This is a genomic window from Streptosporangium sp. NPDC000509 (genome assembly GCF_042898365.1).
Taxonomy (GTDB): Bacteria; Actinomycetota; Actinomycetes; order Streptosporangiales; family Streptosporangiaceae; genus Streptosporangium.
This window is the reverse complement of the sequence record NZ_JBIAYX010000017.1, coordinates 118,264-140,732: the sequence shown is the minus strand read 5'-3', so window position 1 is coordinate 140,732 and position 22,469 is coordinate 118,264. Positions and strand designations below refer to the sequence as shown.

Below are 22,469 nucleotides of genomic sequence, written 5' to 3'. Positions count from 1 at the left end.
GGAAGTGGCCGGTCCGCTCGACACCGAAGACGTACGTGACCTCTGCGGCTCCGGTAATCATTCGTTGTCCGCGATAGCTATCATGATCGTCTTTGCCGCTGATTTCCGCACCCGGACCCCTCGCGGGCCCGGTGGGGCGTGAACCGCTCGGGCGCCCGATCCGTTTCCGGAAGGTGATGCGTTTTCTGCGGACCGTCGTCCCGCTCCTCCTCGTGGTCGGCTGCTCGGGGACCACCACCGTCGCCGTCGAGACCACCGCGCCCGCCGGGGAACAGCCGGGTGCCGTCGTCGTCCGGTACGTCAGCTGCGGTGGGATGACGTGTGAGGGCGGCGACAGCATGAGCGTCACCGCCGACGGACGGGCCGGCTCGCTGCGTGACGGAGAGCTGGTCGTCGTCCCCCTCCCGGCGGCCGAGTTGCGCGACCTGCGGGCAGGGCTGGTCGAGTCCCTGGCCGGGAGGGAGGGCACGCTCGACCGTACCGGAGGGGCCACCGACCAGCCCTTCGCCGTCGTCACCGTGGTGGACTCCGGCGGCAGGACCCACGAGACCAGGCTGGAGGGGACGCCGACGGCGGAGGACGCCCTCGTCGTCGCCGCGACCGAGCGCCTCTCGAAACTGACCGCGCGGATCCGCGCCACCGGCACGCCCGATGTCACCGCGCCGGTCACGGTGACGATGTACGAGGACCCGAGCACCAGGCCGATCCGGCAGGCGACCTGGCCCGAGGGCATCACCACCCCGATCGAGGCCGCGTCCGGCGGCAACTTCGGCACCGAGACCTACCGGGGAGACGAGGCGAAAGCGCTGCGTACCGCCCTGGGCAAGGCGGGGGAGAACGTGACGGTGACCGCCGGAGGCAAGACCCTGATCGCCCGCTGGGAGGCCGTACTTCCTTGATGCCGAGCGGCGACACGCTATGGCAAGGCATCTGTCACCCGTCTTCGAGATGCTCCGCCTTCTTGATTGATTGACTGTGTTTCACGAGACACGGGCGCGCGCGAGGATCGTGAGGTTGAGCGGGCTCGCGAGCCATGCGTCGCTGTGTCGAACCGGCGCACACCGTCGACGAGGAAGAAGAGACAGAGTGAGCGAGCAGGAGAGCTGGCAAGAGCTCAGAGACCGTCGAATGGCCGAGCCGGGCGCGGCTGAGGCCTATGAAGCCACGCGTCTCGCCTACGAACTGGGCAGAACGGTTCCCGCTGCTGAGCCGGGGCCGGACCACGGGGAACCTCAAGCTCCGTGAAGTGCCTGCCAGCGAGGCCTCGACGTAACTTCAAGGGATGAGGGGTTGTTCGGTTGTATGAAGGGTTGTATTCAGAGGCCAGCTGGGGCCAAATACTGAGGCGGGCTGCCCTCGGGCAGTCATCATCAACGTATGGGCGGCGAGAGAGCAATTCTTGGGGGCAACGCGACGCTGGCCGCGCTGCTCTCTGAGGCCGGGTGTTCCCACGGTGCGCTCGCGCGTCGGGTGAACGAGCTGGCAGGACGTCAGGGAGTGGTGACGCGCTATGACAAGGCATCTGTCACTCGTTGGCTACAGGGAATGCACCCGCGAGGCCATGTCCCGGAATTCATAGCCGCTGCGCTGGCCGAACGGCTTGGGCGTGCGCTCGGTCCGGTCGATGCCGGGTTCCTGGCAGAGCCTGATGGCACACCGCCGGTGTCCGGACTACTGGGGAAGCTCACAGCGAGTTCCGCGGTGCCGGCGATCCTGAAACCGAGCGCTTCGGTGCCGGCGAGGGCATCGTGCCCGCCGCTGACGCGATCGCCCGCGTCCTGCGTGTCAACTCCTGACCTCGGGGCGCCACCCGTTTGAGTCGGCGCGGCGGTGTCGGACCCCCTATGCCGTGCCGCCGCGCCTTACATCGCCCGGCCGTCGCGTCGTTCAGGTCACGCGACGGCAAGGGCGGGGCCCCTATCTCACCTTCCCGCGTACGGCGCTACGCCTGCGTTTCGATGCGCTCGAAGATGTCGGCGTCGGTCTCCTTCTGCCACTCGGGCAGGTCGTCCCAGTCGGCGACGTAGGACGACTTCGGGTCTTCGATGTGCTTGTAGATCTGCGCGATCCAGCACAACGCTACGAATCGGCCCTTCTGAGCGCGAGTCAGCTTGGCAGTCATGCCTCCGCTGACCGTGATGAAGTCCCGCACCTGCCCGAACACGGCCACCGCGGCCTGCCGCTCCCAGTCCGGGGTGTCCTCCCAGGGAGTGACGTAGCCAGGCTTTGGCTCACCTGGGTAGTGCTTGTGGACTCCGGCGATCCACGCCGCACGGAAGATCCGGCCCTGCTCATCCGTCATGGTTGGCACAGTGTCCTCTCATTGTCAGGCAATACGCGCAAGTCGAGAGATGTGGTCGGTGAACTGCGCGACACGATTGTCCGCCATGAACGGGGCGAGCTGCGTATTCAAGATCTGCAGTTTACGGCCGACGTAACCGGCCGACTGGGTCTGCTCGGCGAGCGTGATGGCCGCGCCGCCGTAGTGCAACGCCTGGTCCAGGTCGCCGCGCTGAATACCGAGCATGGCCAAGTCGGTCAGAACGCTTCCCTGTTGCCGCAGAGACACCGCCTGGCCCAGGGCCTCGAAGAGCGGGCCTTCCGCGAGGTCTGCCCGGCCGAGTTCGAGGTAGCAGGTGCCACGTTCCTCGGCCAGACGAGAGCCGTCGAAACGCAGCCACCCGCTGCTGGTCCCTGGTCCGGTGAGTGTCAGCACCTCATCAGCGGCCTCCAGTGCCCGGTTGCAGGCGTCCAGGTCGCCGAGACCGGCGAACGCCTGGGCCTGGACAGCCGCGACCCAGTGACGGGTCGACAGGTGGCTATCGCCTTGGACGGCGACGCGGGCCGCCGCCGACAGCACGGAGACGGCCTCGGCGAAACGACGCTCGTACATGCTGATGAACGCGTGGCGGGTCAACGCGCATGCCCATAGATCATGGGCGTCGGCCGCTTTGCTGGCATCAACGGCCAGGGTGTAGCAGTGTGCGGCGTCGGTGTACCGGTTGCCATCGAAGAAGATCTCCCCGGCCAGCTGGAACAGGTCCCCGGTGAGGGCGCACAGCCGCTGGTAGACGACGCCAGTGCGGGCCTGCTCCAGGCGCGTGGCCAGCACACGAAGCTGCTGGCCGACCACTGGGTAGACCAAGCGTTTGGACGGCGACAGGCTGAACACCTGCCATAGATGGGCGTTGAGCTGCTCGTACTGGACGAGGTCGGAAGCGGCCACCGACGGCGCCGCCCAGGCGGCGTCGGTGCTGTCGAGCTGAGGCAGCGCCACAAGCGTCCCCGTGACGCTTAGCAGGCGAAGCAGTTCACGACGGTTCATATCGTCACATTCACTCAGATTCGTGCCAGGCGCGGGCACGGCCAGGCCGGTGATGGACCGCCCCAGCAAGGAGGGGGAGGAAGCCAGATCCTCGGTGGAGGGGTTGAGAAGAGCATCGAGCTCTGCCGGGGTCACCTGGAGCAGCATCGCGAGCTTTGGGCGGACGAAGGGCAGCGGCTCACATTCCCCGCGTTCCCATCGGGCGATGGTTGACCGATCGGCCCCCACATGTTCGGCAAACGACTCCTGGGTGTAGCCCAGGGATCTTCTCCGCTCCGCGAGGTGTTGCCGTCTGGTCGTCACAAGACCTCCAGGGCACGCTGTTTGCCGACGTCAGCATACGCGATGCGTCACCGATGCGTCACTGATGCATCATGACCGCTCTGGTTCGTGCCCAGCCGCTCCGGTTGGCTGGCGACCACTAACCCTTGACGGAACGGAATCCTGCGATGCCTCACCGTGAGCGCACGCCTCAGTCTGCCTTACCCGAGCGGGCCCCCTTCACCGTCGCCGCACCTCCCACCCGAGCGCGGGCCGCAGCGGACAGTTTCTTCGCCGACCTGGCCGCGGATCTCCCCACCAGCGACGCGGCAACCATGGTGATCACACATCTGCTGCCCGGTCAGATGGACTTCCTGCCGGTGCTGGACCGCGTCGCCAGCGTCGCGGCGGTACTGCCCAAGCCCAAGTCCGCCGATCGGCGCACCCTGGAGGCGGTCACCGCGTCCTACCGGTGCGACCCGCTGAACCGCAGCAACTTCGCCGCCCCCGCCTGGCTGACCGCGTATCTGGACGACCGGGCCGCAGGCCGGCCGCTGGTACTGGCCGACATCGGCGGATACTTCGCGCCAGCGCTGGCCGCGGTGTGCGAGGCCCTGCCGGGACGCATCGCCGGGGTGGTGGAGGACACCGAGAACGGCCTGCGCCGCTACCTTGCTCTGCCGAGGCTGCCGTGCCCCGTTTACACGGTGGCCCGCAGCCCGCTCAAGGAGCCCGAGGACCGTCTCGTGGGCGAGGCGATCGTGTTCTCCACCGAGTCGCTGCTGCGCCGGCTGGGCGAGGTGCTCCCCGGACGGCAGGCGTGCGTGCTCGGCTTCGGGAAGATCGGCGCCGGGATCGCGGCAGCCCTGCACGCCCGGCACGTGCGGGTGACGGTGCTCGACACCGACCCGGTCCGCCAGGCCCAGGCCATCTCGATCGGATACGGCTGGGCGAGACTGCCTGACGCGATAGCAGCCGCGGACCTGGTGGTCAGCGCGACCGGCAGCCGCGCCATCGGCATGCAGCACCTGACGCTGCTGCGCGACGGCGCCGTCCTGGCCGGGGCGACATCCGGCGACGATGAGTTCGACCTGGCCGGCCTGCACGACCCAGCGGCTGCGTTCACCAGCACCGAACTGATACCCGGGGTGGTCCGCTACACCCGTTCGGGCCGGTCGTTCCTGCTGCTGGGCGGCGGCAACGCCGTCAACTTCCTGCACACCTCGGCTCTCGGGCCGGCGATCCACCTCATCAAAGCGGAGATCATCGCCGCGGCGGCGCGGCTGGCCACCGAACTCCACGACCCGGGCCTGTACGAGGTGCCGACGGCGGTCCGCGCCCGCATCGCCGCCGCGTGGGTGGAGGCGTTCCAGCCGCTCGACGACACCGCGGTCTGCGGGTTCGGAAAGGCACCCACACGATGATCATCGCGGTTGAGGGAGTGAGCTGCACCGGCAAGACCACCCTTGCAGCGGACCTAGCTGGCCGGTTCGGCTGGGAAACGATCGGCTGTTACTACTACGTGGCTGACGACCCGTCGGTTCTCGGTGTACCCGTGGCGGCCACCGAAGCTGAGCAACTGGCGGCGTTGACCGCGCACTTCGCGATCGAGGAGGAGCGCGCCCGGCGAGCTCGCGCCGCGCTCGCCCGCGACGGCGCGGTCATCATGGACCGCAGCGTTGACACGCTGCTGGCGCATCTGGGCGCCGTCGGCCGCATCCAAGGACTGAACGCCGCCGCCCGTGCTCGCGTCATGGTCGCCGAGCGGATCTCGGCCGACGCCGCGGTGGTGCCCGACCTGACGCTGCTGCTGGCCGCGGACCCCGCAGTGCTGGCCGCACGCGCCACCACTCGGCCCGGCCTGCCGCCCATGTACTACGACCCGCTGTTCGCCGCCCACTTCAACGACCACTTCGCTGCCCCGATCGCTGCGCGCTGCGTACGGCTGGACGCCAGCCGCGGCCGGGGCGAGGTCGTGGAAGCGGCGTTGACTCACATCACCCAGGCCGCGGTCACCCGGACGGGGAGGTGGTGACGGTGTTCGCTTTCGGGTTCTGCGTCGACGAGCAGTACCTGCTGCCCTCCTTGGTGGCGATGGAGTCCTTGGCCGGCACCTTGCCGCCAGCCGCCCGGCGGGAAGCGGCGGTACGGGTCCTCACCTTGGACCTGACACGTCAGCACGCCGCCACCATGGCCGACCTCGCGGCCCGCGTCGGGTTCGGGTCGTTCGACCTGGCGTGGGTACGGCCGATGCGTCAAGCGCTACTCGTGGACGACGACTACATCACGATCACCGCCTACCTGCGGTTCCAGTTCACTCCCGCGTTCGTGGGCCGCCCTTATCTGATCTACGTCGACGCTGACACCCTCGCCGTCGACGACATCACCCCGCCCCTGCACACGCTGGGCAAGTACCGGCTCGGCCTGGTGGCCGACGAGTTCATCCCGGCGGTCGGCCGCGGCCTGGCCCTGCCCGGCCTCACCGCCGACCGGCCGGACCTGGCGGGCCAGCCGTACTACAACAGCGGGATGTGGTGGGCGCCGGTCGAACTGCTCGCCACCGTTCGGGCCGGCGTGGGCCGCGTCCTGACGACCCAGGGCCGCTACATCTTCCACAACGACCAGGACGCCCTGAACCTGTGGCTGCTCAGCTCCGACGCCGCCCACCCGGTGCCCGGACGGTTCAACACCTACGAGCTCGCCCGGTTCCTCGACCGCAGCAACTGGACGCGCCGCTACACCACCCGAAACCCCCACCCAGGCGACCTGGCGCTGCTGCACTTCGTGGGCAGCCAGAAACCCTGGCTCCCCACGTGCCCCCCGACCGAGCACACCCGCGTGTACCGGACTCATCTGACCGCCACCATGCGGACTCTGGGCCGGCTCGGCGACCTCACCCTCGACGCCCCACGCTGGGGACGCAGATGATCGCCGTGCAGGCCGCCGAGGTGGCCGAAGCCGCCTGCCGCGCCCTGCTGGAGATCACCCCGGTGAGCGTGCACCCGGTGAGTGCCGCCCCGCACGCGGCCGTGTACCGGGTGACCCTCCCTGACCGGCCCGTCACGCAGGCCATCGTGAAGGTATGGGCCGTGGGAGCGCACTGGAAAGCACACAAGGAGGCTTACGCCCTGCGGTCCCTCACCGGCGCGGCCGGGTTCGGCGTGCCTCACCTGCTCGCGTGCGGCGCCGTACCTGATCGGAACGCTGCGGCCGTCGTCATGAACGATCTCGGACCGTTTACCCTGGGGCAGGTCGGCCGTACCGGCGGCATCACCCGCACCGAGCAACTGACCCTGCTGGGACGGCTTCTCGCGGCTTTCCACACCACCCCACGGCCTGCCCCGGGGCCGCTCATCACCGCAGTCGGGGGCAGGCGGGAGATTGCCGACCTGCGCGCCTACCTGCCCGCCCCGCTGGTGGAGGCCGCTGGGGAGCAGTTGGAACGGGTCGCCGAGATGCCGGCCGGTGAGGTCGTGTGGTGCCACGGCGACCTGCACCCGGAAAACGTCATCCTGACCGGCCAGCGGCCGTACCTGGTCGACTTCGAGCAGTCCGCGCTCGCCCCACCCGAATGGGACATCGCTCAGACGGCGGTGACCACCGACGCTCTCACCCCGCCCGAACTGAACGCGATCTGCGCCGGCTACGGCAGGCCCCTGTCGCCGCGCCGACTAGGTGACCTGGTCACCTTCCACGCGTTGCGCGGATGGCGGTGGGCCGCACGGCATGAAGGCAGGGACGCCGCGCTATGGCAGGCCCGGCTGCAGCTCGCCCTCGCCCGCTACCCCGGCCCGGACAAGGAAGGAACCTGCGACCGTGGATGAACCGACCGTGTCGGTGGTGATCCCCGCATACAACGAAGAGCACTACCTGCCCAAATACCTGCCGAGCGTGCTGGCGTCCCTGGAAGTGTGGGAGACCAGCACCGGCCTGCGCGGCGAGGTGATCGTCGTCGACAACGCCAGTACCGACGCGACCGCCGCGGTAGCCGCCAGGCTCGGCGCCCGGGTCGTCACCGAACCCGAGCGCGGCATCGGCCGGGCCCGCAACGCCGGCGCGACCGCCGCCCAGGGCGATTACCTGGTGTTCATCGACGCCGATGTGGAGTTTCCCCTGTACGGGATCCGCGACGCCATGCAGGCGATGACGTTGAGGTGGTGTGTCGGCGGTGCGATCCAGCCCGAGTACGAACCCACCAAGCGCGGCACCCGCCTGCTGGTGTGGGCCTGGGCACTGTACCGGCGCCACCGAGGCGGCGCCCAGGGCGTCACCCAGTTCTGCACCCGCGAGGCGTTCTTCGCCGTCTGCGGTTACCGGCCAGAGCTGTACATGAGCGAAGACGTGGAGTTCTTCGCCCGTCTGACCAAGCTCGGCGAGCTGCGCGGCCAACCGGTGACCTACCTGCCGCACCTGCGGGTGCGTCCGTCCAACCGCCGGTTCGAGACGTGGTCGAGCTGGCGCATGTACTGGTGGTGCAACCCGATCACCGCGAACCTGCTGCGCTCCTCCCGCCGCTTTTGGCGGCACTGGTACGACACGACCGTTCGCTGATCAGGAGACTTCGTGACGCGACTACTTCCCGCGCCGGACGCGACCGGCGTCTACACCTTCCCCGCTGATCTTGCCGCTGCTCACCACGCCCATCAGGAGGACCTCGCCGCCCGTCTGGCGGCCGGCGATGACACCGTGACACGGGTGAAGGCACCGTACGGCGGCCACACCTACCTGATCGAGCGGCGTCGGCCGTCCGGCGGGCCACTGGTGGTGATTGAACCGCACCACGACGATGTGGCCCTGTCGGCGTCTGGCTTGTTGCTGACCCGGCCTCGCCCGCTGACCGTCGTGACGGTGTTCACCCGGTCGACCACCGCCCACCCCCGCGCGCTCGCCGACCACCCGACAGAGGACGCGGTGTCGAAGCTGCGAGCGGAGGAGTCCCGGCAGGCTCTCCTACCCCTGGACGCCAAGCGGGTCCTGCTGGGATACCGAGACGCCGACGCGCCGTATGGGCCCTATGATCCGCGGTTGCTCGATGAGGTGAGCGCGGACCTGCAGCGGACCCTGGCCGGGCTCGGCGAGACCGAGCTGCTCGCGCCGGCCGCGGTGACCCGCCACCCCGATCACCTGATCGCGCACGAGGCGGCCCGCCGCCTCGGCTGTACCTGGTTCTGGGAAGACGTCGCCTTCTGGCAGACCTACGCCCTGTCGTTCGACGACCGGCACCTGTTCCGGCAGCGCACCCGAGGCAGCATGCGGGCCGAGCTCGTCGACATCACCCCCGCCGCCTTGGACAAGCTCACGCTGCTGTACCTGCACGCCTCCCAGTTGCACCCCTTGGAAGGCATGTGGCGGCCCCTTCGGTACGCCTGGACGACAGCACACGAGCTACGGCCCGCCGCCGGTCCGGCGTCGTACGCCGAGCGATTTTACCGGACGGAGCAGCCATGACGGGCACGGTGCTGTTCGCCTGGCGGCGCATCCCGCCGCCGTTCCTCATCGGCGGCGCCGAGGTGTCGCAGCAACTACTCGCTGAGGAGTTCGCCGCGGCTGGCTGGCGGACCGTCTACCTCGCGTCGCACGAACCGCCCTGGGGCAGCGCCAGCGAACTGCCTGGCATGCTGACCCACCTGCGGGCGCAAGGCGTGCCGTACGAGCATCACGACCGGTCGAGGGAACTGCGCTACACCTGGCACGGGGTGGAGGTTCGCGCGGTGTCACGCGACCGCCTGGACTCCGCCTTGCACACGCTGCTCGGCCAGGTACGGCCTGACCTGGTGATCACGTGCCAGGAGGGTTCGGCGGAGATCGCGGTAGCCGCCCGGGGCCGGGCGAAGGTCGCCGGGTGGCTGCACTCGGTGTCGAAGACAGGCATGCACGTGCTGGACGGCCGGCCGCACGTCGCGCTGGCCACCTCCTGGTTCGTGCTGCAGCGCACACCGGCCGGGCAGGCGGCCGTGCTGTTCTACCCGCCGTTCCAGCGCTACCAGGCCCGCGAGACGGCCGCCCGCGGCCGGGACCTGCTGATGGTGAACCCGGTGCCGGCCAAGGGCTCCGAGCTGGTGCACCGCCTCGCCGGGCTGATGCCGCACCGCACGTTCACGCTGGTGGAAGGCTGGTGGGACACCTCAGCGGAGTTCCAGCATTACCCAAACGTCACATGGGTGCCCCGCACCTACGACATGAACACCCTGTACGAGCGGCACCGGTTACTGCTGGTCCCCTCGACGGTCGAGGACGCCTTTCCCCGCGTCATCGTAGAGGCCGGCCTCGCCCGGCTACCGGCCCTCGGCTCGGCCCGGGGCGGCATCCCCGAGGCGATAGGCGATCCAGGCCGCGTCGCCCCGCCGGACGACCCGGCTGCGTGGAAGGCCCGCATCAATGCCTTGACACCGGAGCGGCTCACCGACGCCGGGGAAGCGGCATGGCGGCGGGCCGCCCCCATGACCCGGCTGTGCCTGCCGGAGCTGGCGGCGGCCGGCGTCCTTCCGTGACCGGCTCCCGCTGTTCAGGGGCATGATGTGAAGGCGGCTGCCACCTGGTCGCGATGGCTGGTCCACCAGTGCAGCAGCCGCTCACCGGAGACCCACAGCTCATCCGGGCCGTGGTCGTCCTTGTCGTAGTGCCACTGCAACTGCCAGTAGTCCGTCATGCGTTTCCACCACAGCCTGTCGACGGCGTCGGCCAGGGCCTCACCGGTGATGGTCATCACAGACCGGTATCCGGCGGTGAACGCCGCCACCCGCTGCAGGTCCAGTCGGCCATCGCCGGTGGTGAACCAGACTTGTGCGGTGCGTACGACTTCCTCGCTGTAGGGGCGCACTGCGAGCCGGTCCCAGTCGAGGACCGCCGTGACCGCCCCGTCCTCCCACAGCATGTTGAGCGGCTGGATGTCGCCGTGGGTCCAGCCGACCGGCCCGCGCGGCACCTCATCGGCGGGGCGCTGGTGGGCGTGTACGGCCAGGAGTCTCCTGCGTTCCCTCAACGCTTCGGCGGCTGCCGTGTCGAACGGGGTCGACGTCTCCAGGGCGGCGATGACCTGTAGGAACCGGTCGGCTTCAGTGTCTGCGGCCTCCGGTGCGGTCACCTTCGCGCGGGGCTGCCCGGCCGGCAGCTCCAGCCTTGTTCCGGAGGTGGCGAGCGCCTGGTGGATGCGGCCTACGAGCGCGCCGAGGGTTGTGGCGTCGCCGCTGCTCAGGTCGGCGCCGGTGCGGTGGGAGCCTGCTGCCCACGGCAGCAGGCAGTAGCTCCGGCCGTCGATGTCGGCGACCGTGTCAGCGGAGGCGGTCAGCTGCGGCGCGCACACTGGTAGGCCGTCGTCGGCCAGGACTCGAAGCACGTTCAGGCTCCGCCGTGCCTTGGGCACAGGCACGTCGACGATCTCTTTGAGCGCGAAGGCGCCCTCCGGGGCCTCGATACGCCAGTTGCGGTTCATCATCCCTGCGGGCAGGAACACCGCCCGGTGTGCCTGCCCCAGGCCGAACGCCGCCATGATCTCCGCGAGATCATGGTCGGCGATTCGGCCCCGACCGGATGTCTGTGCGTCTGCGGCCTCATCAGTCACGCTCACGAGGCTACGCCACAGCCTTCGCTTTTTCCGCTCTTGCTCGGCCAGCCGCCCGAGGGTCATGAGCAGCACGTCTCCCTCCAGCATGATCAGTGGTCCATCACCATCCAGCCCATTCTTGGCGCAGCTTCTTCTTGTCGATCTTTCCGACCGCGGTCACCGGCAGCGATGGCACGATGACGACCTCCTTCGGCCGTTTGTACGACGTGAGCGCTACGTGTGCGGCCGACCGGATCTCGTCGGCACTGACGTCGGGGTGGTCAGGCACGACGAAGCCGACGACCGCCTCGCCCCAGTCCGGGTGCGGTATCCCGGTCACGGCCACCTCCCGTACCCCGGGCACGCGAGCGAGAACCTGCTCGACCTCGGCGGAGTACACGTTCAACCCCCCTGTGATGATCATGTCTTTCTTGCGATCGACGAGATAGAGATATCCGTCGTCATCGAGATAGCCCAGATCACCGGTGTGCAGCCAGCCACTGCGCAGCGCCTCGGCGGTCTCGGCCGCACGATTGAGGTAGCCCTCCATCGTGTACGGAGTGAATGCGACGATCTCACCGACCTCGCCCGAGCCGCAGACCGCCCCGTCGTCGTCGTGGATCTCGACCCGCGCCATGGCCACGGCCTGCCCGCAACTGGACAACCGGTGCGTGGCGTGTTCGGGCTGATGATCGTCGCGGCGCAACCGGGTCAGGAAGTTGGGCGCTTCCGACTGTCCGTACAGCTGCATGAACACCTGCCCGAAGGTGCGCAGCCCCTGCTCCAGGCGCTCCACGGCGATCGGTGCGGCGCCATAGAGAATCGTGCGCACCGAGGTGGTGTCCACGTCCGTGCGCTTCTCCGCCGCATCGAGCACGCGGTAGATCATCGTCGGCACGAGGAACAGATAGGTGACGCGATCGCGGCCGATGCGCTCAAGTACGACGTCGACCTCGAAGCCTTCCTCGACGAACACCGACGCGCCCTTCGTCAGTGCCGCCTGGAGCAGGAATCCGGCACTGTGCGGCAAGGGCGAGGTCAGCAGGAGGACGTCTTCCGCGAAGATTTCCATCTCGACGAGGTGCGTCAACAGGTTGGCCGCGATGCCTCGCTGGGTGTGCACCACGCCCTTGGGCCGGCCGGTCGTGCCGCCCGTGTACATGATCAGCGCGTGGGCTTCCGGTGGCACGGCCGGTTCCTCTGCCAGGGGAGCGTGCGCGACCGCCTCGTCCCACGAGCCCGGTCCCCCGTCCCCGCTGTGGACGACCACCTGCGGGTCGGCGCCGAGAGCCCGCGCCGCGTGGACCGAATCCAGTCGATCCGCCTCTACCAGGCACACCCGGGCATCGGAGTCGGCCACGATGTAGGCCTGCTCGTCGGTCGACAGCATCAGGTTCACCGGCACCTTCGCCGCACCCAGCAACGTGATCGCCAAGTCGGCCACCACGTACTCGACTCCGTTCCGCAAGATGATCGCCACCGGATCTCCTGGGCCGACGCCACACTCCTGGAGGTGGCCGGCCACGGCTCGCGACATCCGGTTCAGGTCGGCGTACGACCAGATCCGGCCGCCGGCCACCACCGCCGGGCGCGCACCATGGCGCCGGACGGCTGCCGACAGGTAGTTACGAAGGATCACGTCGTCTCCCATCGCGATCAGACCCGGGTGACGATCGGGTGACCGAGCCATTCCACCGCGTCCGCGAGAGCCGCCGATCGCACCACCGGTTCGCCGCTCAGCTCGCCGTACGCGGCGTGGACGTTCAGGACGAACCGCTCGGGATCGAGCAGGTGCGTCCACTCCGAAAGGTCGGCGCTCCGCGCCACGCCCAGGGGAGTCAGACCCTCCGCCATGCCGCGCCGGCCCTCGTCGAGCACGAAACGGTAATACGCCTCGTGCTCCGCGATCGTCTCCGCGAACCCCGCGGCGTCCAGGATCTCGCCGTGGCCCGGCACGACGACCTCCGGCTGAAGGGAGGCCATCCATCCGAGAGAGTCGATCGCGCCGGACGGCCTACCCGCCATGACCATCGGCGTGTGGCCCGGGAACAACAGGTCACCGGTGAACAGGACCGCCACGTCAGGCACCCACACGATCAGGTCACCATTGGTGTGCGCGGTGTATCCGGGGTGCAGCAGGTCCACCTGTCGATCGCCGAGGTGGATCGACATGTCGCCGGCGATCGTCAGCTCGGGCGCCCGCAGGGTCAGGTCGCCGAACTCGGGCTTGGGCTCCCAGAAGCGGGGAAACGACCCGAGTGTCGTGTCCTCGAGCAGCCCGGCACGCATGTTCTCATGCCCGATCAGGCACGTCGTGGCGGGCAGCAGGGAGTTCCCGTAGGTGTGATCGCCGTGGTGATGGGTGTTGATCGCGTATGCCAGCGATCGTGACGGGCAGGCCGCCTCGACGGCCCCCAGGAACGCCCGCGTGCGTCGTTCCGTCGTACAGGTGTCCACCACCGCGATCGATGTGTCGCCGGCGACGAAGCCCGCGTTGTTGATCCACCAGGTGCCGTCCGGCTGAATCCAGGCATAGACGTCGTCGGCGACCTCCACCAGGCGGCCGTCGGGAAGCGGGGGGCCGGCCTGACCGGGCGCGCTCATCGCACACTTCCCAGCCGGCGCTTGGCCAGAATCGCCGACACCGCGACCGCGATGACGACCGCCGCGCCGTTGAAGACGGGTTCGACCCAGTCGTCGGCGCCGGCGAGGGTCAGGCCGTTGATGCTGATCGCGACGAAGAAGACGCCGACCAGCGTGCCCAGAACGGTGAATCGCCCCAGTTTGATAGTCGTCGCCCCAAGGAAGATCGCCGCCAGCGCAGGCAGTGTGTACCCGGCGCCGACGCCGGCCGCGGCGCTGCCCGTACGTGCCAGCAGGAGCACGCCCGCAAGCCCGGAAAGCGCCCCCGAGACGGCGAACGCCAGCATCACTGATCGAGAGACGGGAAGGCCCACGAGCCGGGCCGCGGACGGGTTCGAGCCGATCGACAGTAGCGTCCGGCCGAACACGGTGAGGCCGAGCACGTATGCGACGACCAGGGCGACGGCGACCAGCAGCCACACGGGCCGGGGCACACCCAGCCAGTACTGGCTGCCGAAGGCGGCGAGGCCGTCGGGGATGCCGAGCAAGGTCGTGTCGCCGGCCAGGTACGAGCTCGCGCCTGCCAGCAGCGTCGACATGCCCAAGGTGATGACCAGTGAACTCGCGTTGAAGTACGCGATGATCACTCCGTTCACGAGCCCGATGACCAAGCCCGTCAGCACGCCTGCCGGCACGCCGACCGCCAGCGGCAGGTTCAGCTCTGTCACGACCTTGGCCGTCGTGATGGAGGAGACCATCACGATGGCGCCGACAGAGAGGTCGAAGTGTTCGGCCACGAGCGGGATCAGGGCGGCGAGAGCGACGATGACGAGGATCGACTCGTTGGCCAAGATGTTGCGGATGTTCGCCACGGTTGGGAAGGTGCCCGAGGTCTGGGGCCAGAGCGCGAAGAACACCGCGATGGCCACCAGAAGGAGCACCAGGCCGAATCGCTCGACGACGTGCAACAGCCAGCGCGTCGGCGTCACGCTGGTCACCCCGTTCCCCGGCTCGGTGGATTGACCGTCGGTGGGGGGATGTGTCGCCAAGGTGGTACTCATTCTTCCTCCGCGGAGTTGAACAGGGCGTGCACGACCCAGTCGCGGGTGATGTCGGACCCCGTCGCGCAGGCGATCGGGGTGCCGCCGTCGAGCACGTAGACGCGATCTGCGAGGTGGAGCAACTCGTCGAGGTCCGAGCTCACCAGGAGCACACCGGCGCCGCCGCGGGCGACGTCTGTGATCTGGTCGTAGATCTCGGCACGTGCCCCGACGTCGACTCCCTGCGTCGGTTCGTCGAGCAGCAGGAGCTTCGGATCCTGGCGTAGCCACCGGGCCAGTACGGCCTTCTGCTGGTTGCCGCCGGACAGGTTGACCATCGCGGTGTCGGGAGCCGCCGTACGGATTGAGAACCGGGCGATGTCGGACACCGCGTCTCGGAGCTCCTGCCGCCGGCGGAAGAACCCTTTCCGCTGGTAGCGGTCGAGGCCGGCGGCCGAGAGGTTCATCTCCAGGCCGAGGTCGCGGAACGCGCTGTGCCGGGCCCGGTCCTCGGGCACGTATGCCACGCCGTTGCGGATCGCCGCTCCGATGCGGCCACGGCGGATCGGGCGGTCGCCGAGCACGACCCGGCCGGCCGCGTAACCGTGGACGCCGAAGATCGTCTCAAGCAGCGATGTCCGGCCGGAGCCGACCAGCCCTGCCACCGCGACGATCTCTCCGGGACGGACTTCAAGGTCGACGCCGCGCAGGGGACCTCCGGTGAGTCCCTCGACCCGCAGGATCGGAGCAGCCGCTCGATCGGCCTTTGCGGAGGCGCGCTTCTCGAGGATGCCGCGCTCCTCACCGACGATCAAGCTGGTCAACTGGCGTCGGTCGAGACCTTCCATGGATCGGGTCGTCCGGTGGACGCCGTCGCGGAGCACCGTCACCGAGTGGCTGTGGTCCAGCACCTCGTCGAGGCGATGGCTCACGTAGAGGATGGTCTGGCCGTCGGCCACGAGAGCATCGAGCCGGTCGAGCAGCTCATCGACCTCGGCGTGGGGGAGGCGAGCCGTCGGCTCGTCGAGTACCAGGAGGTTGACTCCGGTCGTGTCCGCGTCGCGCAGCCCACGTGAGATCGCCACCAGGGTGGCCTCTGCCGGACGGAGGTCGTGTACGGAGCGGCGCGCCGTCACCGGGACACCGAGCCGGTCGAGCACGCTCTGCGCCTCGTCGTGTGCCCTCCGCCAGTCGATCGCTCCGTACATCCGTGGCAGATCCCGTCCCAGCAGGTTCTCCGTGACGCTCAAGGCGCCGAACAGTCCCAGGTCCTGATGGACGAAGCGAATGCCGGCCTGATGGGACCAGGCAGGGGTGATGCCGTCGGCATCGCGCGAGTGCGGCCCGACCGTGATCGTCCCGCCCGGATCAGCGCGGTAGACCCCGGCCAGAATCTTGATCAGGGTCGACTTGCCCGAGCCGTTGCCACCCACGAGTGAGTGGAATCGGCCCGGTGTGATGGAGAACGTCACGTCGTCGAGTGCCCGCATTCCCGGGAAGCTCTTGGTCACTCCGGCCAGAGCGAGGGCGCTGGCCGGAGCGACGACCGAGGGGAGTGCCTGCCCCACCTACGACACACCCCAGATCCGCTTGTAGTTGGCGATGTACGGCGCATCCGGCTTGTTGCCGTCGTACGTGTCGACCTTCGGCAGGTGGTCGGCGTCCATGCTGCCGAAGCCGAACCCGGCGTCAACGGCACGCTCACCGGCGAACATGCGGTTCACCCCGTCGGCGGTCGCCCAGCCGGTCCAGCGCCAGGGCCGTCCGAGTGCGAACGACTGGGTGCCGTCCTTGATGAGCTTGACCGACGCGGGGACACCCTCTTGGCCGACGAGCAGGATCTCGCGGCCGCCGGCTCGCGCTTGCTGCACCGCGGTGCCCACCCCCAGCGAGATCGCCGCGTCGACGGGCACGGTCACGACGTTCGCGTTCGGGGCCTTCTGGAGCGCGGCCGAGACCTTTCCCTGAAGCTTGCCGGTCGCGAGATCCGCTCCGGTGTAGGAGAGGATCGTCACCGTGCAGCCGCCACAGCTTTTCAAGCGCTCGTACGCCGACTCACCGATGTGCCGCGTGCCGGCCGAGTCGTCCTGACGGAGCTGGATGATGTTCGCCTTGCCCTCCGTCTTGGCGATCACCCAGTCGGCCTGGCCGGGCCCGACGTACTTGTCGGTGAAGGTGGCGTAGTCGGTATTGTCGGGGCCCCAGACGAGCTGACCGTCGAAGAGCGCTGTTCCGTTTCCGGCTGCGTACTTGTCGTCACAGTCGAGTGCGTTGGCCGCGAAGACCTTGGTGCCGGCCTCCTTGGCTGCTTCGACCGCGCCCTTGACCGGTGCGCAGTCGATCCCGAACAGCACGAGCGCGTCGGCCTTCGCCGCGACCGCGGCTCGGACCTGGGCGTTGTACACCGAGGGATCGAGCTTGCCGTTGGCGAGGGTGGTCTTCCAGCCGAGTGCTTTGCCCGCCTCGACGAATCCCTGCGCCGGCATGCTGCAGCCCGGCGCCACGGTCGAGCACGCGATGGCCCAGACCGTCTTGCCCGGCTGGGCCTTCGGGCCGTCGGCAGGCAGCGCCCGATCGGTGCCGGCGAGATTCTCCGCCGTCACCTTCTGTGCGGCGGCGATGACATCGGCGCTGGTCGTCCTGTCGGCCGACGCCGTGCTGTTCGATTCGCCGGAGCCGCATGCCGCCAGGACGGCGGCCGCGGTGACCGTCGTGAGGATCGCCCGAGTTTTCTTCATTTCTGTCTCCTTATGAGCGTGCTCGACCTGCCGAGACGGTCGTGTCGGCCGACGAGGTGATATCGAGCTGGCCCCCTGGAAGGTTCTGTGCCGCCGGTCTTACTCGCCGGCGTTCGAGACGTGGTGCTCACGCTCGGTACCCATCCATTCGGGTCTCTCGGGGGTCCAGCCCGCGCCGGTGCGCACCACCTCGTCGACCCACGCTCCGGACTCGTCGAGCCCTTCGATCGCCTTGCGGGAAATCGACGGGAGCAGCCGGCCGCCTTCCTTGACGATGTCGCCGCCGACCATCACCGTGTCGATGTCGGCGACCGTCACGTGCATGACGATGGCATTGATCGGATCGACGATCGGGTGCAGCCGGGGCGTGTCCGCCCTGATCAGCAGGAGGTCGGCTGCCTTGCCCACCTCGATCGAGCCGCAGACGTCGCCGAGTCCGAGGCCACGAGCGCCACCCAGGGTCGCGAAGTGAAGGACGTCCTCGGTCTTCAACGCGACGCCGTCGAGCGCCGAGGTGCCCTCGGCCTCGATGACCGGCTGGTGGTAGCGGCCTCGCTCGCTGGCGAGGGCGAGTCGCATGGCGGTGAACAGATCGGGCGAGTTGTTCGACTGGATGTCGGCGCCGAGCCCTGTCGTCACTCCGGCGCGGTCCGCGGCGCGCAGGACCGTGTAGCCCAGTCCCATGCCGACTTCGGTCTCCGGCGTCGAGGAGACGGCACATCCGACGTCGGCGAGGATCTTGAGGTCGTCGGCGTCGGCGCAGTTGCAGTGCGAGTGGAGTTGCTTCTCCCAGAGCAGTCCGGCTTCGTGCCACTGCTGGATGTCGGACCGGTGGCCCGGTCGCCACCGGGTGTTGGTGTGCGGATGGACCAGACCGTCCAGTTCTGCGCCCATCCGGATCTCCTGGGCGATCTGCTCGAACGGCACGCGGGCCATCTCGTGCGGGGAGACACCGAACCGCACTCGGTCGTCATCACCGCTGAAGTAGGTGGATCGGATCCGGCGAGCGTCGTCGTAACGCTGCTCGGGGCTCGTGAACCAGGGGTCGTCGACCGGCTGGTTGTAGAACCCGTAGCACCAGACGGCACGGATGCCCGAGTCCTTGATGGCGGTGACGCCCGCATCGGCGTGTTCCGGCGTCACGATGCAGTGCGAGAAGTCCACCGTGCAGGTCGTCCCGGCGTCCAGCATGCTCGCGGCCCCGCCGTAGGTGCCGTTGTAGACATCGACTGCTCGATGACTTCCGGAGTGGTTGCGGCGGATCGTCCAGAAGTAGTCGTCGAGCGTGAAGTCGGACGTCAGCGCTCGCATCGTCGCCTGCCAGAGGTGGTGGTGCGTGTCCACGAAGCCCGGAAGGATCCAGGCCCAGGAGACGTCGCGCACCTCGACTCCGGCACGCGCGAGATCGTCCCCGATCTTGGTGATGATGCCATCGGTGATCTCGAGGTCGACCTTCTGGAATTGACGGAGCCGGGGATCGCCGACGACCACATGAGCGCCGGTAAGGACGTAAGTGCTCAACTACTTGCCTTTCAGGAGGTGCCTACGCTCTGGGGAGCGGCTTCCGCCGCCATGGGACCGCGGGGGCGGGTGCGCCGAGTCGAGAGGAGATGGTCCCGAGCGGGCCGCCGTCGAGGACGACGTGGTCGCCGGGCTGGAGCCAGCCCCTGAAGTCCGGTGAGCGCGAGCCCTCGAGGAGACAGCCGCCAGGAAGGGTTCCCGACGCGATCACGTCTCCCGGATGGACGCCGGCGCCGAACGAGGCGTAGGCGACGAGCTCCTCGAACGACCAGTCCATGCCGGTGAACGGCTTCGCCAGCACGGTCTCGCCGTTGATCTGGACGGAGACGTCGAAAGAGAAACCGTCGACGCGACGGAACATCGTCGCCTCCGACACCGGCAGGATCCACGGCCCAAGGGAGACCGCGGCGTCCTTCCCCTTGCCTTGGCCGATCTGCATGACGCGCTCCTCGGCCTGGACGTCCCGCGCGCTCCAATCGCAGTACAGGACGTATCCCCCGATGCACGCGGCCACCTCGTCCTCGCTGAGGTTGGCGCCCCCCGAAGTGAGCACTGCGGCGATCTCGAACTCGAAGTCGAAGTCGGTGCTGCCGGGCGGGATCGTGACCGGCGCATCCCAGGAGTGCAGCGACGCCGGATTCGCGAAGTAGAACGCCGGCCGATCGAACCACGGTTGAGGTAGCTCGTCGAGCACGTCGCGGGCCTTCCGGCAGTTCCGCACATGGTCGAGGAACCCAACGCAGTCGCGCAGGCTCGCCGTCCAGTCGACCGGGAGCTCGGGGTGGAACTCGATCGTTTCGTATGACGTCGTGGTACTCCCGGAGAGCGCCTCGAGCATGCACGGCGCGCCATCGAGCGGGCGAAGGCGATCGCCCGCCACGTGGCCCACCACCGGCTTGCCGCCGCTGTTCGTACGTCCGATCGGCACTGTCCACCTTCTTACACTCAAACTACTTTTTACACTCCGGTGTAGGTAGTTTGAGTGTGCTCTATCACACTGTCAAGAGGTCTGGGGCATTTCGGCGTTGTTCCCTGTGGGTTACCTGGCGGTTCAGGCGCTCGGGTCGGATCCGAGCCGTTCGAGGAAGAGGCCGTCCGCCGTGACCTTCGCCGGCGCCCGCCGGTCGGCGGAGCACGAAACGGCGATCGCGACCGGGGGGGATCCCGCATACCGGGGGGAGTCGGACGGCTCGTATGTCGTGGCAAGGGTACATCCCCCCGGCCCTCATCTAGCGGATGAGCTGGTGAATCTCGTCATCGAGCCCGAGCTCACGGAATCCCCATCCGGTGATGTCGCCGCTCGTCGGCGGTGAGTCGAGGTGGCGGGCCGGGGCGAGCCTCGCCGTCTTCATCGCCGCTTCCGCCTCGGAGAGCAGGCGGGCTCAGTCGTCGCTGTTCCTGTCCGAAAAGCGCCGGCTTTGGTCGAGGATGCGGCGAGCCCGAGCGACGATCGGCGCGTCGATCATCTGGCCGTCCATCACGGCGACGCCGTCGATCTCGCGGTCGACGACGTCACGAGCCCACGCGGTCTCCTTGGCGGTCGGCGTCATCACGTCGTTGACCACCGGCACCTGGAGCGGATGGACGCACAGCTTCGCGCTCAGGCCAAGCCGTTTCGCACGCCGACTGTCGGTAAGGGTCTTGGCCAGGTCGCGCACGTCGGTGGTCACCCCGTCGACAGGGCCGGGCAGGCCCGCCGCCGCCGACGCGATCACCAGCCGGGAGCGCGCCACCAGCAGCGCCTCGTCGTCATCGGGTGCGACTCCCAGCTCCGTGGCCAGGTCGACGTTCCCCAGCGCCACGCGCGCCACGCCTTCGGTTCCGCAGATGGTCTCGACACGCACCAGGCCGGCCGCGGTCTCTATGAGAGGGAGAACGCGGACCAGGCGCCGCGCTTCGCTGTGCACGCGGCCGACGTCGGCAGGGCTCTCGCACTTGGGCAGCATGATGGCGGTCGCCAGTCCTCCGACCGCGCCGATGTCGGCGCTGAATCCTTTGCTGCCCGCCGGATTCACCCGGACGATGGCCGAGCCGTCCCGTTCGAGCCAGGTGCGAGTCGCCTCTCGGGCCGCCACCTTCCGGTCCGGCGCGACCGCGTCCTCAAGGTCGATGACGACGACATCGGCCCCGGATCTCACCGCACGATCGAATCGATCCGGACGATCACCGGGGACGAACAGCACGGAGCGAGCGTGGTCGAGCCGATCGGTTTCCAGTTTCATGCATTATCCTTCCTTTCATGCATCATATGTCGACATCCCCGATCGCTCGTGACCTCCCGTTGCACGGCGTCACGGTCATCTCCTGCGAACAGGCGGTCGCCGGCCCGTTCGCGACCCGTCAACTCGCCGACCTGGGCGCCCGGGTCATCAAGATCGAACGACCCGGACGCGGAGACTTCGCGCGCGACTACGACGACGCTGTGCGAGGGATGTCGAGCCATTTCGTGTGGCTGAACCGGTCGAAAGAGAGCGTGGCGCTGGACCTGAAGGACCCGAAGTCGCGCGACGTCATGGCCGCGCTGCTTGAACGGGCCGACGTCTTCCTGCAGAACCTGGCTCCTGGCGCGGCCGACCGGCTCGGGCTCGGCGCGGCGGATGTGCGCGCACGATGGCCGCGGCTGATCACGTGCTCCATCAGTGGGTACGGGACCAGCGGCCCGCTGCGGGACGCCAAGGCGTACGACCTGCTGATCCAGTCCGAGGCGGGGCTGGTGTCGATCACCGGAACCGAGGCCCAGCCGGCGAAGACCGGCATCCCCACCGCGGACATCGCGGCCGGAATGTATGCCTTCTCCGGCATCCTGGCCGCGCTCTACGACCGCGAGCGCACCGGTGTCGGCACCGCGCTGGACATCAGCCTCTTTGACGCCCTCGTCGAGTGGATGGGATATCCGCTGTACTACGCGGCATATAGCGGGAACGTGCCGAGGCGTACCGGAACGAGCCATGCGGCAATCGCTCCCTACGGCACGTTCCGGGCGGGAGACGGGACCGACGTGGTGCTGTCGATCCAGAACGAGCGCGAGTGGGAGGCGTTCTGCTCGATCGTTCTCGATGACCCCGCCGTGTCGACGGACCCCCGATTCAACACCGGAGCACTCCGGGGGCAGCATCGCGACGAACTCGATCGCCTGATCCACGATCGCCTCGCGACGCTCACCGGCGAACAGTTCCAGGTACGACTTGAGCAGGCGGCGATCGCGCACGCGCGCCAACGCGATCTCCACAGCGTGCTCGAGCACCCCCAGCTGAGCGGTCGGGACCGATGGCGCGATGTCAACTCCCCGGTCGGCCGCCTCCGAGCGACGCTGCCTCCGATCTGCATGGAGGGGGTCGAGCCGCGGATGGACCGGATCCCCGCGGTCGGTGAGCACACCGAGGCCGTCCTGGCCGAGCTGGGACTTCCGGGAACTCTTCGATGATCACCTGCGCGGCGGACGCCCAGCAGGGAGCCAC

21 protein-coding genes are annotated in these 22,469 nt (G+C 68.6%); 9 read left to right on the top strand and 12 right to left on the bottom strand.

Going from position 1 to position 22,469, the window contains the following annotated elements; translation table 11 throughout:
• Positions 1 to 176 precede the first annotated feature (176 nt).
• Positions 177 to 899 carry a hypothetical protein gene (locus ACFY3D_RS29360; protein WP_389985173.1) on the top strand — a complete coding sequence of 241 codons (723 nt, stop codon included), beginning with the start codon at positions 177 to 179 and terminating at the stop codon, positions 897 to 899.
• Positions 900 to 1,942: 1,043 nt separating this feature from the next.
• On the opposite strand, the gene ACFY3D_RS29355 is transcribed toward ACFY3D_RS29360, so the two are convergent.
• Positions 1,943 to 2,302, bottom strand: a complete 360-nt coding sequence (locus tag ACFY3D_RS29355; protein ID WP_389985170.1) for a hypothetical protein — start codon at positions 2,300 to 2,302, stop codon at positions 1,943 to 1,945.
• 24 nt (positions 2,303 to 2,326) lie between these two features.
• Positions 2,327 to 3,628: a helix-turn-helix domain-containing protein gene (locus ACFY3D_RS29350; protein WP_389985167.1), complete on the bottom strand. Its 1,302-nt coding sequence runs from the start codon at positions 3,626 to 3,628 to the stop codon at positions 2,327 to 2,329.
• Positions 3,629 to 3,921: 293 nt separating this feature from the next.
• On the opposite strand from ACFY3D_RS29350, the gene ACFY3D_RS29345 reads away from it, so the two are divergent.
• Genes ACFY3D_RS29345 through ACFY3D_RS29315 form a run of 7 tightly spaced genes read left to right on the top strand, consistent with a single transcriptional unit; the run spans position 3,922 to position 10,077 of the window.
• Positions 3,922 to 5,010 (top strand): adenosylhomocysteinase, encoded by a 1,089-nt coding sequence (locus ACFY3D_RS29345; protein WP_389985164.1) that lies wholly within the window; start codon positions 3,922 to 3,924, stop codon positions 5,008 to 5,010.
• On the top strand, positions 5,007 to 5,621 hold the full coding sequence (locus ACFY3D_RS29340; RefSeq protein WP_389985160.1) for a hypothetical protein: 615 nt from the start codon (positions 5,007 to 5,009) through the stop codon (positions 5,619 to 5,621). Before ACFY3D_RS29345 ends, ACFY3D_RS29340 begins: the two co-directional genes overlap by 4 nt.
• 2 nt (positions 5,622 to 5,623) lie before the next feature.
• Positions 5,624 to 6,514, top strand: coding sequence for a glycosyltransferase (locus ACFY3D_RS29335; protein ID WP_389985157.1), 891 nt, complete (start codon positions 5,624 to 5,626; stop codon positions 6,512 to 6,514).
• Positions 6,511 to 7,410, top strand: a complete 900-nt coding sequence (locus tag ACFY3D_RS29330; protein ID WP_389985154.1) for a phosphotransferase — start codon at positions 6,511 to 6,513, stop codon at positions 7,408 to 7,410. The genes ACFY3D_RS29335 and ACFY3D_RS29330 overlap by 4 nt, the downstream gene beginning before the upstream one ends.
• Positions 7,403 to 8,137, top strand: coding sequence for a glycosyltransferase (locus tag ACFY3D_RS29325; RefSeq protein WP_389985151.1), 735 nt, complete (start codon positions 7,403 to 7,405; stop codon positions 8,135 to 8,137). The genes ACFY3D_RS29330 and ACFY3D_RS29325 overlap by 8 nt, the downstream gene beginning before the upstream one ends.
• A gap of 12 nt (positions 8,138 to 8,149) precedes the next feature.
• Positions 8,150 to 9,034 (top strand): PIG-L deacetylase family protein, encoded by an 885-nt coding sequence (locus ACFY3D_RS29320; RefSeq protein WP_389985148.1) that lies wholly within the window; start codon positions 8,150 to 8,152, stop codon positions 9,032 to 9,034.
• Positions 9,031 to 10,077 carry a glycosyltransferase gene (locus ACFY3D_RS29315; RefSeq protein WP_389985145.1) on the top strand — a complete coding sequence of 349 codons (1,047 nt, stop codon included), beginning with the start codon at positions 9,031 to 9,033 and terminating at the stop codon, positions 10,075 to 10,077. The genes ACFY3D_RS29320 and ACFY3D_RS29315 overlap by 4 nt, the downstream gene beginning before the upstream one ends.
• A 14-nt stretch (positions 10,078 to 10,091) precedes the next feature.
• Here the strand turns inward: ACFY3D_RS29315 and ACFY3D_RS29310 are convergent, their stop codons facing one another.
• The 10 genes from ACFY3D_RS29310 to ACFY3D_RS29265 all read right to left on the bottom strand — a co-directional run bounded on the left by ACFY3D_RS29310 (position 10,092) and on the right by ACFY3D_RS29265 (position 21,194).
• Positions 10,092 to 11,147 (bottom strand): phosphotransferase, encoded by a 1,056-nt coding sequence (locus ACFY3D_RS29310; protein ID WP_389985142.1) that lies wholly within the window; start codon positions 11,145 to 11,147, stop codon positions 10,092 to 10,094.
• A gap of 103 nt (positions 11,148 to 11,250) precedes the next feature.
• Positions 11,251 to 12,768 (bottom strand): class I adenylate-forming enzyme family protein, encoded by a 1,518-nt coding sequence (locus tag ACFY3D_RS29305; RefSeq protein ID WP_389985139.1) that lies wholly within the window; start codon positions 12,766 to 12,768, stop codon positions 11,251 to 11,253.
• A gap of 17 nt (positions 12,769 to 12,785) precedes the next feature.
• A complete protein-coding gene (locus ACFY3D_RS29300; RefSeq protein WP_389985136.1) occupies positions 12,786 to 13,733 on the bottom strand; it encodes an MBL fold metallo-hydrolase in 948 nt (315 codons plus the stop codon).
• Positions 13,730 to 14,710 (bottom strand): ABC transporter permease, encoded by a 981-nt coding sequence (locus ACFY3D_RS29295; protein WP_389985133.1) that lies wholly within the window; start codon positions 14,708 to 14,710, stop codon positions 13,730 to 13,732. Before ACFY3D_RS29295 ends, ACFY3D_RS29300 begins: the two co-directional genes overlap by 4 nt.
• A gap of 59 nt (positions 14,711 to 14,769) precedes the next feature.
• The gene (locus tag ACFY3D_RS29290) at positions 14,770 to 16,320 is read right to left on the bottom strand and encodes a sugar ABC transporter ATP-binding protein (protein ID WP_389985130.1); all 1,551 of its coding nucleotides are present in this window, start codon (positions 16,318 to 16,320) and stop codon (positions 14,770 to 14,772) included.
• Complete coding sequence (locus tag ACFY3D_RS29285; RefSeq protein WP_389985127.1) at positions 16,321 to 17,490, bottom strand: sugar ABC transporter substrate-binding protein; 1,170 nt, start codon at positions 17,488 to 17,490, stop codon at positions 16,321 to 16,323.
• Positions 17,491 to 17,589: 99 nt separating this feature from the next.
• Positions 17,590 to 19,011: an amidohydrolase family protein gene (locus tag ACFY3D_RS29280; protein ID WP_389985124.1), complete on the bottom strand. Its 1,422-nt coding sequence runs from the start codon at positions 19,009 to 19,011 to the stop codon at positions 17,590 to 17,592.
• 22 nt (positions 19,012 to 19,033) lie between these two features.
• Entirely contained in the window at positions 19,034 to 19,939 is a 906-nt protein-coding gene (locus ACFY3D_RS29275) for a fumarylacetoacetate hydrolase family protein (protein ID WP_389985121.1), read from the bottom strand.
• Positions 19,940 to 20,240: 301 nt separating this feature from the next.
• Entirely contained in the window at positions 20,241 to 20,363 is a 123-nt protein-coding gene (locus ACFY3D_RS29270) for a hypothetical protein (RefSeq protein ID WP_389985118.1), read from the bottom strand.
• A gap of 30 nt (positions 20,364 to 20,393) precedes the next feature.
• On the bottom strand, positions 20,394 to 21,194 hold the full coding sequence (locus tag ACFY3D_RS29265; RefSeq protein WP_389985115.1) for an HpcH/HpaI aldolase/citrate lyase family protein: 801 nt from the start codon (positions 21,192 to 21,194) through the stop codon (positions 20,394 to 20,396).
• 56 nt (positions 21,195 to 21,250) lie between these two features.
• Here ACFY3D_RS29265 and ACFY3D_RS29260 point away from each other — a divergent pair, with 56 nt between their 5' ends.
• A complete protein-coding gene (locus ACFY3D_RS29260; protein WP_389985112.1) occupies positions 21,251 to 22,435 on the top strand; it encodes a CaiB/BaiF CoA transferase family protein in 1,185 nt (394 codons plus the stop codon).
• Positions 22,436 to 22,469 lie beyond the last annotated feature (34 nt).

Excerpts from the sequence above, each read along its gene's own strand:
- ACFY3D_RS29345 (WP_389985164.1), top strand. The coding sequence starts at position 3,922 with ATGGTGATCACACATCTGCTGCCCGGTCAGATGGACTTCCTGCCGGTG.
- ACFY3D_RS29355 (WP_389985170.1), bottom strand. The coding sequence starts at position 2,302 with ATGACGGATGAGCAGGGCCGGATCTTCCGTGCGGCGTGGATCGCCGGA.
- ACFY3D_RS29270 (WP_389985118.1), bottom strand. The coding sequence starts at position 20,363 with ATGAAGACGGCGAGGCTCGCCCCGGCCCGCCACCTCGACTCACCGCCG.
- ACFY3D_RS29300 (WP_389985136.1), bottom strand. The coding sequence starts at position 13,733 with ATGAGCGCGCCCGGTCAGGCCGGCCCCCCGCTTCCCGACGGCCGCCTG.
- ACFY3D_RS29285 (WP_389985127.1), bottom strand. The coding sequence starts at position 17,490 with ATGAAGAAAACTCGGGCGATCCTCACGACGGTCACCGCGGCCGCCGTC.
- ACFY3D_RS29260 (WP_389985112.1), top strand. The coding sequence starts at position 21,251 with ATGCATCATATGTCGACATCCCCGATCGCTCGTGACCTCCCGTTGCAC.
- ACFY3D_RS29315 (WP_389985145.1), top strand. The coding sequence starts at position 9,031 with ATGACGGGCACGGTGCTGTTCGCCTGGCGGCGCATCCCGCCGCCGTTC.
- ACFY3D_RS29330 (WP_389985154.1), top strand. The coding sequence starts at position 6,511 with ATGATCGCCGTGCAGGCCGCCGAGGTGGCCGAAGCCGCCTGCCGCGCC.
- ACFY3D_RS29340 (WP_389985160.1), top strand. The coding sequence starts at position 5,007 with ATGATCATCGCGGTTGAGGGAGTGAGCTGCACCGGCAAGACCACCCTT.
- ACFY3D_RS29360 (WP_389985173.1), top strand. The coding sequence starts at position 177 with ATGCGTTTTCTGCGGACCGTCGTCCCGCTCCTCCTCGTGGTCGGCTGC.